This is a genomic window from Candidatus Limnocylindrales bacterium (genome assembly GCA_035559535.1).
Taxonomy (GTDB): domain Bacteria; phylum Moduliflexota; class Moduliflexia; order Moduliflexales; family JAUQPW01; genus JAUQPW01.
This window is the reverse complement of record DATMBG010000006.1, coordinates 1-14,375: the sequence shown is the minus strand read 5'-3', so window position 1 is coordinate 14,375 and position 14,375 is coordinate 1. Positions and strand designations below refer to the sequence as shown.

The 14,375-nt window shown below is 45.4% G+C and carries 9 protein-coding genes; 7 read left to right on the top strand and 2 right to left on the bottom strand.

Annotated features, from left to right (window positions below):
• The first annotated feature begins 238 nt into the window (after window positions 1-238).
• The 6 genes from VNM22_01150 to VNM22_01125 all read left to right on the top strand — a co-directional run bounded on the left by VNM22_01150 (window position 239) and on the right by VNM22_01125 (window position 9,704).
• Entirely contained in the window at window positions 239-1,756 is a 1,518-nt protein-coding gene (locus VNM22_01150; protein ID HWP45742.1) for a class I SAM-dependent methyltransferase, read from the top strand.
• Window positions 1,753-4,254: a glycosyltransferase family 39 protein gene (locus VNM22_01145; protein ID HWP45741.1), complete on the top strand. Its 2,502-nt coding sequence runs from the start codon at window positions 1,753-1,755 to the stop codon at window positions 4,252-4,254. Before VNM22_01150 ends, VNM22_01145 begins: the two co-directional genes overlap by 4 nt.
• 42 nt (window positions 4,255-4,296) lie before the next feature.
• A complete protein-coding gene (locus VNM22_01140; protein ID HWP45740.1) occupies window positions 4,297-5,100 on the top strand; it encodes an ABC transporter permease in 804 nt (267 codons plus the stop codon).
• A 5-nt stretch (window positions 5,101-5,105) separates the two neighbouring features.
• Window positions 5,106-7,511, top strand: coding sequence for a glycosyltransferase (locus tag VNM22_01135; GenBank protein ID HWP45739.1), 2,406 nt, complete (start codon window positions 5,106-5,108; stop codon window positions 7,509-7,511).
• A gap of 84 nt (window positions 7,512-7,595) precedes the next feature.
• The gene (locus VNM22_01130; protein HWP45738.1) at window positions 7,596-8,384 is read left to right on the top strand and encodes a hypothetical protein; all 789 of its coding nucleotides are present in this window, start codon (window positions 7,596-7,598) and stop codon (window positions 8,382-8,384) included.
• 87 nt (window positions 8,385-8,471) lie between these two features.
• Window positions 8,472-9,704, top strand: coding sequence for a glycosyltransferase family 4 protein (locus VNM22_01125; GenBank protein HWP45737.1), 1,233 nt, complete (start codon window positions 8,472-8,474; stop codon window positions 9,702-9,704).
• A gap of 625 nt (window positions 9,705-10,329) precedes the next feature.
• On the opposite strand, the gene VNM22_01120 is transcribed toward VNM22_01125, so the two are convergent.
• Together VNM22_01120 and VNM22_01115 are read right to left on the bottom strand one after the other, a co-directional pair.
• Window positions 10,330-10,641: an antibiotic biosynthesis monooxygenase gene (locus tag VNM22_01120; protein ID HWP45736.1), complete on the bottom strand. Its 312-nt coding sequence runs from the start codon at window positions 10,639-10,641 to the stop codon at window positions 10,330-10,332.
• A gap of 66 nt (window positions 10,642-10,707) precedes the next feature.
• The gene (locus VNM22_01115; GenBank protein HWP45735.1) at window positions 10,708-11,466 is read right to left on the bottom strand and encodes an SDR family oxidoreductase; all 759 of its coding nucleotides are present in this window, start codon (window positions 11,464-11,466) and stop codon (window positions 10,708-10,710) included.
• A gap of 740 nt (window positions 11,467-12,206) precedes the next feature.
• On the opposite strand from VNM22_01115, the gene VNM22_01110 reads away from it, so the two are divergent.
• A partial coding sequence (locus VNM22_01110; protein ID HWP45734.1) for a diguanylate cyclase occupies window positions 12,207-14,375 on the top strand: 2,169 nt, incomplete at its 3' end.

Genomic DNA, 14,375 nt, shown 5'->3' with positions numbered 1-14,375 from the left:
GTTGAGAAAAAGTCTGACTTTTTTTCTTCCAGACTAGCCCCTGTCCTTAAAAGGTGTCAAGATTTTTTTAGCCGGAATCTATAACACTTTTAGATACCGCCTATCCGAGGATTACAGGACAGACCCTAACATTTCCTTGACAATACCTCCAAAACCTGGTAACTGATAATTCATTGATCTATTTGCAAGGGTTATCTTAACCATCTTGACCAAATCAAGCTGTTGATAGGAAACCTATATGCCTGAAAGCAATTCTCCACAATCTGAACGCTCTTCTTTTCATTTTCAAATGTGGGACCAATATCTAAAGGTCTTAAACCGAATCTGGGATCTAGAAGGTGTACGAACCCCACCCGAGTCCGGTAACATAGGCGAAAGTCTTTCGGAACTTCATCACTCCTGGCAGGTCGAGCCAAAACCCATCCTATCCCCCCCATCCTCCTGGCTGGGGTATCTCCTGTTTCCTTTAAAAAAGCTGGTTTATCGCTGGATTCATGCGTATCTTACTCCTGTTTTTTCAGATCAGCGGGAATTTAATGCCCGAACTGTACGAACCCTTGGTAAAATAACCGATCACCTGGATATCCTGGTTCAGAAGATAGAACTTCAAAAAGAGGTTAATGCCAAATTCGTTCAATCCTTCAATGCCTTGATAGACTATATCGATCGAGACATTTTGAGATATCTGGAGAAAGAGGTTATGGGATTAAAAAAAATGCTGGACGAGCGTACGGAACTGTTTCGTCAGTTGTTAGATGAACGATCCTTGAAAACCCAGCAGATTCTGGATGAGAGAATCGCCTATATCAGTCAGGTGTTGAACGAGAGAACGGCCTATATCCAACAAATTATCTTTGAAAAAATATCTTTTGGTAAAGAAACCCTCTCGGAGCTTCGACAGAAGCTGGAGAGCTGTTTGCAAGGCTATTATATTCAAAACCGAAAGTTCGAGCGGATACTGTCGATTCTAAACCCGGATAATTCAGCACTTTATCCCCACCCGGTAGATCGAAATTCTTTATCGGCTGAATTTAAAGAAGAGCTATCCCGGTACCGGAGGGAAATCGATGCCCATAAGTACCTTCAGTTTGAGAATCAATTCCGGGGAGATCCTCTAGAAATCAAAAAGCGGCAGGCCGATTATCTCCCCTTCTTCCAACACTGTGAACAGGTTCTGGATATTGGCTGTGGGCGAGGAGAATTCCTTGAACTGATGCGGGAAAACCACATTGGAGGCTATGGAATCGATACCAACGGGGAGATGGTGGCCTACTGTACAGGGAAAGGACTCAAAGCCGAAGTTGCAGACGCCTTAACTCACCTGAATTCCCTGGCAGATAACTCCCTGGACGGGATCTTTTCTTCTCAAGTGATAGAACATTTGGACCCGGACAGCCTGATTCAGTTGATCAAATTATGCTATGCCAAATTGAAACCTGATTCCTATGTGGTTCTGGAGACGGTCAATGTCTCCTCGATTTTACCCTTTTTATTCTTCTTTGTAGACCTCTCCCATAAAACACCTCTCCATCCCCAGACAGCAGAATTTCTTATGAAGGCCCATGGGTTCACAGATGTACAAATTCGATATACTTCACCGGTACCCGATGGGGTAAAGCTTCTCACTTTTACGGAAACTTTAAAAAATACCGACCTGCAAAGTTATGTTCAGGTCATGAACGAAAACCTGGAAAAGCTGAATACACTTTTATTTGGCTACCGGGACTATGCCATTATAGCCAGAAAGCTGCCATGATAATAAAAGGTCTCCTTCTCATCGGTATCCTTCTTCTTCCAGGACTTGTAACCTTTCCTTATGTGAAAAAGAAAGCATGGGATTTTTTTGAGACCTCCTTCCTCGTTTTACTGATCAGTATCCTGGTAGTTTCTATCCTTGGAGTCATCCTGGCCGAGTTAAGTGTTTTTTCACTCCCCAGGCTTTTAATTTTGTCAGGGTTTTATTGTCTCTTGCTGTTAGCAGGATTATTCTTCACCAAGAAATTACGGGTCAAAGAATGGATGGCCGAAAGAGCAGGAGATCTTACCCCTTCTCCGACCCCTTCATTCTATCAGTTTCTTTTTATTTGTATCCTCTTACTTGCCTTGGGTTTAGGGAGTTATTCTTTTGAGTACATTTTAGGTGGTCGGGATCCCGGTGTCTATATAAATACTGGAATTAACCTGGCCCATACCGGTTCCCTCATAATCCAGGATAAGCTGCTGGAAGGTATGGATACCTCCCAGCAAGAGCTTTTTTACAAACCGGCCTATTATAATTATGCGAAATATCCGGGCTTTTTTGGAGAAGGGTCGACGATCCTACCTCAATTTCTTCCTTTATTTTCTGTCTGGATAGCCATTTTTTATTTAACCTTTGGATTAAAAGGAGCTTTGGGGGTTAGTGGGTTCTTCGGGATTTTAGGTATTTTTGGAGTTTATCTGGCTGGAAGGCAAATATTCCACCCCCTGGTAGGACTTCTATCCGCGCTTCTCCTGACCGTTAATGCAACTCAAATCTGGTATATGCGCTATCCTTCCCCGGAAATTTTGCTCCAATTTCTGATTTTTGCCGGAATTTATACCTATGACCGCTATCAACGTGAAACCAACAGGTGGTTAGGTATGATTTCGGCTGTTGCCCTGGGGCTAACTCTTTTGGTTAAACCTCTGGCCTTTCTCTTGCTCATCCCCATCGGTCTGTATGTTTATGGAAAAACTTCTTTGGGTTATACCCCCCTGGAGGGATACTTTATCTTTCCTTTCCTGCTGAATTTACTCCATGCGGTTCTTCACATCTACTGGTTTAATTCTTATTACATGTTGGGACACCTGGAACGACTCCAATCCCATAAGTTTTTAATCTCCCTGCTGATCATCCTGGGGATCCTTTTCTGGTTAAGCATCAAATTATCTCCACGCCTTCGTATTTTAGTATCCCAAGGGATTTTTACCTCTCCCTATTTCCGCCTTTCCCTGTCCCTCCTGGTTATCGCTTTAAGCCTGTACGCATACTTTATACGGCCTCAACTGGCCCAAGAAGTCTATCACCCCGAGATGGCCCGACTGGATCGAGATTACGCCATGGATAGTCTGGTTCATCTGGGATGGTACATATCTCCGGTTGCCGTTTTTCTGGGAGTCCTGGGGGCCTGTTTATTCATCCACAACCGGCTGGACCGGGTTAACCTGTTTTTTCTTCTCATCGGTTTGACCTTTTCTTTTTCTGTTTTAAAGGGTACCGAAGATGCCTGGGATCATTTTTGGATCATGCGGCGATTTGTACCGGTGGTAATCCCGGTGTTTCTCCTGTTCACAGCCTACGCACTCTGGCACCTTCTTAAGTTTCGCACCTTAAGTTTCAACGGAACTCCTCAACTCCCCAAATTGATCTTTTCCGTCGTTTTAATCTTCTTGCTGACGTATTCTTTGGTGGTTGCCAGACCTATACTGACCCACCGGGAATATTCAGGGATTATTCGTCTGATGGATCAAATAGCCAAGGTATTTCCGGGTAATGCTGTTGTGGTGATGGATAATTTTGATGTCACAATCCGGATCGCTCCTCCCTTAGAATATATTTATCAGAAAAAAGCCCTGGTCCTTTATCAGAACACCCTGGAGAGTTATCAAAAGTTTATTCAACTGGTCCATCGGTGGATCCAGGAAGGGCAGGAGGTTTATTTTGTAACCCCGCTCCCTCAGAGTTTGGAACTGACCAAAAAATTTACCCTGAAAGTACCTGAAATGGAGTATGCCATTGGACATTTACCGAAGAAAATCAATGAACTTTACAGCGATTTATATGTTTACCGGTTGACAGAAAAGGATGGAGTAAGTAAATATCTTTTGAAATTAGGAATTAACGATTTTGGGTTGATTGAAGGCTTTTATCACATTGAGGATTTACCCGATGGAAACAGGAAGTATCGTTGGACAAAGGGAACGGCTAAAGTACTTGTTCCTGGAGAGTCTAAATTTCGGATTCGCATGCGAGCCTGGCGACCCGATTTTCTCCCTAAAGTTAACATGGAAGTTTTTACCAAAAATACCCTGGCTGCAGTTATTCAACTCCTTACCCCCGGTAGCTCACCCTCAGATTTTCAGGATTACGAGGTGGTCATACCGGCAAATCTCATCGAAGATCCCTTAACTCTAACCCTGGTCGTACCCACCTGGAATCCCAGAGATGCTTTGAATGTTCCAGATTTACGGGATTTAGGGGTTATGATCGAGGAAATCGAAGTTGTAAAATAGATCCTTTACGGATCTCTCAGATTTTTAAAACCCTGAAGGTCTATGGTTTGTATTATGTGGATTCATGACATCTGGGCACAATTGAAAGAACTCTATAAATTTCGAAGCCTTATCCAAAGCCTTGTAATCAGAGAATTAAAAGCAAGATATCGAGGCTCTATTTTAGGATTTTTATGGTCTTTTTTGAATCCCCTCTTACTTATTTCCGTCTACACCTTGGTTTTTTCCATTTATTTCCGTTTTGGAATGGATCATTATGTTGTTTTCCTATTCAGTGGCCTACTCCCCTGGTTGTGGTTTTCCAGTTCACTCCAGGAAGCCTCTGTTTCTATTTTAGCAGGTGGAAGTCTGGTTAAGAAAGTTCTATTTCCTGCCGAAGTTCTTCCTATTGTGACCGTTCTTTCCAATTTAGTTAATTTTCTCCTGGGGTTGCCCATTCTCATTTTACTCAGCCTGCTGTTTGGATTTAAGCTCCATTCGGTCATGTTGGTTTTACCCCTTATTATGCTGATTCAGTTGATTTTCACCCTAGGCCTGGCTTTGATGGTATCAGCCCTTTGCGTTCATTTCCGGGACATTCAACACATCCTGGCCAATGTACTAACTCTCTGGTTTTTTGTAACCCCGGTCATCTACCGAATCTTGGATATTCCCGAGAAATGGCGATTCACCATCGTTTTAAACCCGGTCGCATCTCTCATTGCCGCGTATCATGATATCATCTACTATGGGCGCGCTCCCAATTACTATGAACTGGCACGTGTAGCTATCATTGGTATAATCACTTATGTGGTCGGACACCTTATTTTCGAAAAATTACGTGGAACTTTTGCAGAGGAGATTTAAAAGAAATGCCTACGATAAATATCATGACGGCTACCTATATCCAGGGGGATGCCATCGGCAATTGGATTCAAACCCAGCTTCGTATTTTATCTAAGCTGGGCTTTACGGTGAAGGTCTTCGCAGATCATTATGAGCCCCATCTGAAGTCCCATTGCCAACATTCGAGCTATTATCGTCCCACCGGACACGACATTCTCTGGTATCATTATTCCATTGCCTCCCCGAATTTACGTATCATTCAACAAAGCAAGGATTTTAAGATCATGGACTTCCATGGCGTATCTCCCGCTGAATATAACCCGGGGATTGAAGAACTGTGTCAACGCGGGGAACTTTTATTAAACCGCCTTTCTGGAGAATTCGACCTCTGCATAGCCCATTCTGAATATTCGGCTTCTCTGCTCCGAGAAAAGGGCTACCCCCACATTATCAAAATCCCCCTTGTGGTAGATACTTCCCGATTTACGTCTCCCATAGACCCTCCCCCCCCGCAACAGACAATGAATAACGAAAAACGGCCAATCGAAGATCTGGAACTTTCCTCTTATTTAAAGAGATTGGATTACCTTCTGTTTGTGGGAAAAATCACTCCCCAGAAATCCATTTTAGAAATTCTGGAAACCTTCTACCATTTTAAAAAGCTACGAGAAAATAAACCCCAGACCTCAGACCCTTCCAAAATCAAACTCTTTCTGGTCGGTCACTACTTTCCTCAAGATCGGTATTATTTAAAAGCTCTAGATTTAGTTAAACAATTGAAGCTGGAAAAGGATATTCTATTTACCGGAAGAATTTCTAAACCTGCCCAACTGGCCAGCTTCTATAAACATGCCAGATTTTCCCTCTACCTTTCCAAATGGGAAAGCTTTTGTGTACCGTTACTCGAATCCATGTTCTTCGGAACTCCCGTTATCGGTTATAATGCTACTGCGATTCCAGAAGTTCTGGAAGATGCCGGAATCCTGGTGGATAAGTTAGAACCCGAAGTTATTGCTCAAACCATCCAACAGATATGGGAAGATCTGGATACCTATCAAAAGCTAAAAATTAAATGCCGGGAACGGGCAGAACTCTTTACCGAAAAGCGGTTAGAGGAGGAACTGATACAACTGGTTAAGACCCATTTTGATAATGACAGGGGAAGATGGAAACTCGGAGACAGGAAGATACAGAAACCTGAGAAGGAAGAACTTATCCTGGCATCGTCACGTCCTCGACTTGCTTTTGTCGTCCAACGCTATGGCTTAGAAGTCACCGGGGGGTCGGAGTTCCTTTGTCGGTGGGTTGCAGAGCACCTATCCAGATACTTTGACTTGGAAGTTTTAACCACCTGCGCCATGGATTATAACCTCTGGACCAATGTGTATCCTGAAGGAGAAACACGGCTTAATGGGGTCAAGGTTCGACGGTTTCCGGTAGAGGCGGAACGGAATTACGAAGACTTCCTTAAACAATCTCAGAAGGTTTTCCAACCAGGGACCAGCTATTATGATCAACTTCAGTGGATGAAGAAACAAGGTCCCCAATCGACGCGATTGGTGGAGTATCTCCAGAAGCACCAGGACCGATACGACCTGATAATTTTCTTCACTTACCTGTATTACCCCACCTACTTCGGGATTCAGCTCAATCCCGATAAAAGTATTTTAGTTCCCACCGCCCATAATGAACCTCCGCTCTTCCTCCAAATCTTCGAGCCGGTCTTCCGTAAGCCTCGAGCCATTATTTACCTGACAGAAGAAGAAAAAAACCTGGTGAACCGGGTTTTCCATAATGAAGGAATTCCCTCTGAGGTGATCGGGATAGGATTAAACCTTCCTGAAAAGGTAGAACCTCATCTGTTTTGTAAACAATACGGAATCGAGGGAAAGTTCCTTCTCTATATGGGTCGAATTGCCAAATCCAAGGGTTGTGAGGAACTCTTCGATTATTTTCTGAAATACCGACGTGAATCAGACCAACAGATCCAACTGGTATTAATGGGAAGGCTGAACGGGACACTTCCCCAGAATGCAGCAATTCGTTATGTAGGTTTTGTTCCGGATACGGATAAATACAATGCCATTGCCGCAGCCACCGTGATCGTCAACCCCTCTCCCTTTGAAAGTTTATCCATTGCCATATTGGAAGCCTGGGGATCCGGAAAACCGGTTCTGGTTAATGGACAATGCGATGTATTAAGGGATCATTGTATCCAAAGCCAGGCGGGTTTATGGTACAAAAATTATCCAGAATTTGCCGCCTGTCTCGACCTGCTGCTCCAAGACGATAACCTGCGCCATCATTTAGGAAAGCAGGGAAAAAAATATGTTAAAGCCCGTTATCCGGAAGATGTCATAGAAAAAAAGTATGTGGATTTTATCACCCGTCAGTTGTCTGGAGTAAGGTTGGCAGATCGATCGGCCAGATAACAACCGGCAACGGACAACCGACAATAAATAAGAACAATGTCAGAACTTAATTCAGAAAAAGAACCCCTCAGGGTTGAGGAAATCATGGCTAAGATATACGAAAAGATCGAGCGAGAGCAAGGAGCAGAAGTCCTTCCACCTGAGTTAGAATCGCCTGAAGAAGAGGGAAATTTCGATGAAGCCAAACAGGACGCCTTTTGGGAACAGCATAGAAAGAACCTGGAGTTTCATTTCTGGGATCGGCATCTTTTATTGATCAACAATCTATGGAAAGAACTTATGACCGAGGAACAGTTGGAGAGCGAAGAAACAAAGGTGGTTAAATTTGAGTTTTGGCACCGTTTCTTAACGGCGCTCAATCAAAAATGGCAACTCACCCATATCCAACCTCTTCCGGCTTCTCCCAGACCTTTGATAGGTCGAATTCTTAACTCTCTCAGGCTCAAACTCTATACCTGGCTCCACCCTGTACTCGAAGCTCAGCAGATCTTTAACAGCACTTTAGTGCAATTCATTAACGAACTTGTAGACCGCCTGGTTCAGCTTCTCTCACGAATCATAAGGCTTGAACGAAAGCTGGATAAGCAGAGAGCCTTGAGCGGAGAAGCGGTTAAGTTCTACAATGAAGTGGTTCGCTTTCTGATAGAGGAGACCACTCGGATCGATCGAAAAATAGATCGGGAAACCTTTAGAATAGACAGAAAACTGGCCCACGAATCCAGACTGATCCAGGATCTGACGACCAAGTTAGATGCCATATCGTCCGTATCCAGCTACTGTGCGTTTATGGAACACCGGCAGGAAATTATGGAAACCCAAATTAAAGAATTGCAAACAAAGATCCAGGAACTGGAGAAAAAATTAAACCTCTAAATCCAACATCTAACTTTCTCCTTGAAAAGATCCGGCATAGAAGATAGAAAACCGTGATCTTTCTTCCCTGATTTTCGACTTTTAACCATGATACACAAACCCATTGCCTTTGTTATTCCCTGGTATGGGGAGAACCTCCTGGGAGGAGCCGAGAGAGCCTGTCGGGAGCTGGCAGAACATCTTTATCAAAGGGGAATTCCCGTAGAAATTTTGACCACTTGTGCACGGGATTTTTATTTTTGGGAAAATTTTTATGAAGAAGGAATTTATGAAGTCCATGGGATAAAAGTGCGACGTTTTGAAGTAGATCCAAGGGATCGGTTCTGTTTCGATCGAATTAACTTAAAAATTCTCCGGGGAGAACCCCTGACGGTCGATGAAGCCAGGAGTTTCATAGAAGAGATGATCAACAGTCAGAATCTTTACCACTACATCGCAGAGCATCGAGATAAGTATTGGTTTATTTTTACCCCTTATCTCTTCGGAACGACCTATTGGGGCAGTTGGATTACGCCGGAAAATTCCTTTATTATCCCTTGCTTACATGAAGAAAATTACCTAAATCTAATCGGCTATCGTAAGGCCCTGGAGCGAGTTCGACGGCTCATTCTATATGCAGAACCCGAAAAGCAACTGGCAGAACGGGTATTAGATCTCAAAAGGGAGCCCCTTGTGTTAGGATTAGGGATAGATCTGCGAAAAGATTTTGATGGAAGTCGTTTCAGAAAGAAATTTTCTCTGAACGAAGATTTTATTTTCTGTCCGGGAAGAAAACTTCCGGAGAAAAATACCCCTTTGCTTCTGGAGTATTTTAAAAAATATAAAGACCGTCACTCGACTCCTTTAAAACTCGTTCTCAGTGGAGGAGGTCAGGTCGTTATTCCGGAGTCTTTGCAAGGGGAAGTTCTGGACCTGGGATTTCTTTCTGAAACGGATAAGTATGATGCTTTTGCAGCGGCTACCTTCACCTGTCAGCCTTCTATCCATGAGAGTTTTTCCTATGTTATTATGGAATCCTGGGTCTGTAAAACTCCGGTTCTGGTCCATGCACGGTGTGCCGTGACCTCAGATCATTGCCGTCGAAGTCAAGGAGGGCTTTTTTTTAAGAACTATTTAGAATTTGAGGAATGTGTTCATTTTTTCTTAAACCATCCTGAAAAACGTCAAAGGATGGGAGAAAACGGGCAGGCCTATGTAGCAAAAAATTTTCAATGGGATCAGGTGATGGAACGTTTTATAGAAATTATTATTTCCGATGAGGTGGAAGGATCCGTCGGAGTTAAAAAAAAGGAATCTTCAACAAGCTATCTGAGGGGTTAAGGTTAGCGGAGCTTTGTTCGGCTCATCGGCCTTTGCAATGACACAATTCCCTTCCTTGCTTTAAAGGGGCAGAGATCTTGACTGCAACGTTCCTTCCCCTGCGATAGTACTTTCTGGGTAGGGTTTTTCTAACCTAACCCCTCTTCCCGACCCAGGAAGAGAGAACTCGGAGATTGTACAGGTCCCCACTCTTCCCTTCCTTCACAGGGAAGGAAAGTCGGAGGCATAGGCGCCTTTTTTAAGCTGAAAAGAGACGACGACGTTGTAGGGGCACGGCGGCGCCGTGCCCTTACGCCAGGGGCTATCCACAGGTCGCCCCGCTGGGGCTGACCTTCTTATCCTGGCGCCTATAGGAGTCAGAGGGGTTAAGTCCAGAAAGCCGCGATAGCAGAGGAAGGTCAGGAAGGAGACCTTAACTTAACGCCGTTCTCTTCTACCGTTCTCTTCTAAGGGTTTAGGGTTTTAGACGCGCACCTTGATTATAAAGAGAACACTCCTGACGGAGCTAAAAGCCCTTCAGCTTTACTATTTGATCTTAACTTAATACCATTGGAGTCGGGGCCAGGTAAACACAGGGACTCCTCAGTCCCTGTGTTTACCTGGCCCCGACTCCAATGGATGGAAGCTATACCTCTTCCTTCAAGAGATTTTCCACTTCGTCCCATACCTCCATGGACAAAAGCTCCCCTACGGCATGCATCGCTTCAATACCCTCCAGATCTACCCTCTCACCCTGTCGAAAAGCCTGCCAGTCCTCGAAACTTTCCCAACGGGCAATGGCCATAAACTCCTGAGAGTTGTTACGGCTCCGAAGTAGCTGACTTCCCCGGGCTCCTTTGAGTTGGGCTCGAATCGCCCTGGTTACCCGAATCCATGCCTTCACGAACAGGTCTTCTTCACTTAACTTTACTTTCCACCGATAGACCACACGTATCATTTTTGCCTCAAAGACCCTTATAGACTAAGCTTCAGCGACGTAGAGGGAGATCTTGTGATCTTTCGATCAACCCCGTCCAACGAAGGGCATCTTGGTTGCCATAACGGTCATGAAGAGTACATTCGCATCTAGTGGTAAGCTGGCCATATATACCACTGCACGCGCTACATGCTCGACATCCATAGTCGGTTCAACCGCAATTGTCCCGTTGGCCTGTAAGACCCCATCCTTCATTCTTGCCGTCAATTCAGTTGCCGCATTACCGATATCGATCTGACCGCAGGCAATATCATATTTACGTCCATCCAGGGCTGTTGACTTGGTGAGACCTGTGATGGCATGCTTGGTAGCCGTATAGGGTGCCGAGTTAGGGCGGGGAGCATGGGCTGAGATAGACCCGTTATTAATGATGCGGCCTCCCCGGGGAGTCTGACTTTTCATAATCTTGAAGGCTTCCTGCGTGCACAGGAAGGCTCCGGTCAGGTTGATGTCCACGACGGTTTTCCACTGCTCGTAGGTTAGATCTTCTAAAAGTACAGGGGGGGCACCGACCCCGGCATTGTTAAACAAAAGATCCAGTCGACCAAAGGTCTCCTTAGTCTTGGCGAACAAGGCGCGAACCGATTCAGGCTCTCTTACGTCGGTAGGCACAACCAGCGCTTGAGAACCCAGCGGCCCGGCTTCCTTTACAGCCATCTCTAAAGGCTCCAAACGACGCCCAGCCAGAACAACTGAATATCCTTCCCGTAAAAGAGCGAGTGAGACAGCTTTACCAATTCCCGTCCCTGCTCCTGTAACAATAGCAACCTTTCTGAGTACACTCATGAGTTACCTCTCCTCCTTTACTAAGCCTTATACCAGAAATTAAGTTTCTTGATATCATCCATCAAAAACCATGCTAAAAAATTGTGTGAATTCTTTTTTCTTGTCAAGATCTCATTTATTACATCCCATAAAAATTTGTTACCCGGTTCTGCGAATTGCGGCAAATAGCCGGAATCCAGTTTCTTCTTCTATACTTTGACGGAAGACAAGCTGAATAAGATACTCACCTCTTTGCTTTCTTCAGTTACTCCAAAGGGGAGGTCAAGGGCTTTCTGGGACAGGTTTTTTGGGCCTGACCCCTCCGAATCCCCTTCCTCCCTCAAGCTATACATTACCCACATCTCTTGGAAGTCTTTGAGAAAAAAGACTTTCGACAAATCTATTGGGGAAGGAGCTCTGAAACGAAGTTCCCTTCTTCAGGAAAGGGAGGAAGGACTGGGCGGGAGGCACCATAACCTGGCGTGTAGGGGGCGAAAGGGTTAGGTTAGAAAAACCCTACCCCGGAAAGGCCGAGGGGAATCGGGTAGTTTCTATTATCAACAGATACATCGCATATATTTTGCACTTAAGAACCTCATCTTTCAGTTGATTCGGCTTCATTAGCCTAACAGGGTGCCATGGATTGCCTTTCGGCTTTGAAAGACCTTCTAATTTATTACTGTATCAGTTTGGGACATTTTTATCTTTATTTTTGATGGTTTTTGATGGTTCACCCCATGACCTCCAGGAGAGAAGATGCAATGAAAGATGAAGCGAAAACCAAAGGACAGCTTGTAAATGAATTAACGGAACTCCGCCGACGACTGGCCGAGCTCGAAGTAAGAGAGATGGAACGTAAGAAAAGAGAGGAAGCACTACGGGAGAGCGAAAGGCGATTTCACCAGATGGCGGAGAATATCCCTGCGGTTCTCTGGATGGTCGATCCTCCGATGACCCGGTGTTTTTATATGAGTCCTGCCTATGAGAAGGTATGGGGTCGTACCTGCGAAAGTTTTTACAAGGATCCGAAATCCTTTCTTGAGGCCATCCTTCCCGAGGATCGTGGGCGAGTGGTTGACAGTTTAGCCAGACTCATGGAAGGCCGGGCAGATTTGGATGAGGAGTTTCGTATCCTGCGACCCGATGGGTCAATACGTTGGGTCCAAAATCGTGCCTTTCGAGTCTGGGATGAGCATGGAGAACTCTCTGGCCTCACTGGGAGCATGGAGGACATTACCGAGCGTAAGCAGACGGAGGCCAACCTGCGTGAGCAAACCGAGGTGGTTGAGACCATCAACCGTATCGGGCAAATACTGTCAGCAGAGCTTGATCTGCAAAAGGTCGTGCAGGCTCTGACCGATGCTGCTACCGAACTCACAGGTGCCGCATTTGGCTCTTTTTTCTACAATGTTATAGATGAACGTGGCGAATCTTACATGCTTTACACCCTCTCAGGCGTTCCCCGTGAGGCCTTTGGTCATTTTCCCATGCCGCACAACACAGATCTTTTTGGACCTACCTTTCGGGGTGAGGAGGTTATTCGTATTGCCGATGTGACGAAGGATCCCCGTTATGGAAAAAACCCTCCTTACTATGGAATGCCTCCCGGTCATTTACCTGTGACCAGTTATCTGGCTGCTCCGGTTATCTCCCGTTCAGGTGAGGTACTGGGCGGACTTTTCTTTGGGCATCCGGAAGCCGGAGTCTTCACAGAACGCCACGAGCGGATCGTAGTGGGGCTTGCAGCCCAGGCAGCCATCGCCATAGACAACGCCCGGCTGTTTGAATTGGTCCAAAATGAAAGAACCCGGGCGGAGGCAACACAAAAACAAATCGCTAATATCCTTGAAAGTATCGCCGATGGCTTTTGCACCTTCGACAAAGAATGGTGTATCACATATTTAAATCAGGAAGCAGAAAAACTCCTCACACGCCTCCAATTGACCCGCGAGAAGGTGCTTAACAAGAATGTTTGGGAATTGTTCCCCCATCTGGGGAACTCGATAGTATATGAGCAATTCCATCGTGCCATCACCGAGCAGGTAAGGGTTGAGTTCGAGTATTTTTATTCGCCCCTCAATAGCTGGTTTGAAGTACGAGCCTATCCGTCTAAGGAGGGACTCACCGTTTATTTTCAGGATATTACCCAGCGTAAGCGGGCAGAAGAAACTATTAAGCAGTTAGCCTACTTTGATGCCCTCACAGGTCTACCTAATCGGGCTCTCTTCAACGACCGCCTCAATCTGGCCCTGGCTCAAGCCTCCCGCGACCAGCACATGTTGGCCCTGATCTTCCTCGACCTGGATCGCTTTAAAACCATCAATGATACCCTGGGTCATACCCTCGGAGACCGGTTGTTGCGCGAGGTCTCCGACCGGCTCACAAACTGTCTCCGTAAAGGAGATACCATCTCTCGTTTCAAAAGCGATAAATATACCATCTCTCGTTTGGGAGGGGATGAATTTACCATTCTCCTACCTAAAGTCAATCATGTAAACGACATAGCCAGGATTGCTCAAAGAATCCTGGACACCCTTAAACCCCCCTTTTATCTGGATGGACATGAACTCCATATTACTACAAGTTTAGGGATTGCCATCTACCCTACAGACGGTCAGGATACTCAAACCCTACTGAAAAACGCCGATATTGCCATGTACCGGGCTAAAGAGCAGGGGCGTAATAACTATCAGTTCTATACACCGGCCATGAACAAGGCGACCATGGAGCGCCTGGCCCTGGAAACCAAATTACGCCGTGCCGTGGAACAAGAACAATTTGTGGTATATTATCAACCCCAGGTAAATCTCAAAACCGGAAAGATGGTCGGCGTGGAAGCCTTGATCCGCTGGCAACACCCAGAATTGGGACTGGTCCTCCCAGGAAACTTTATCCGACTGGCCGAAGAAACCGGCCTCATTACCTCCATC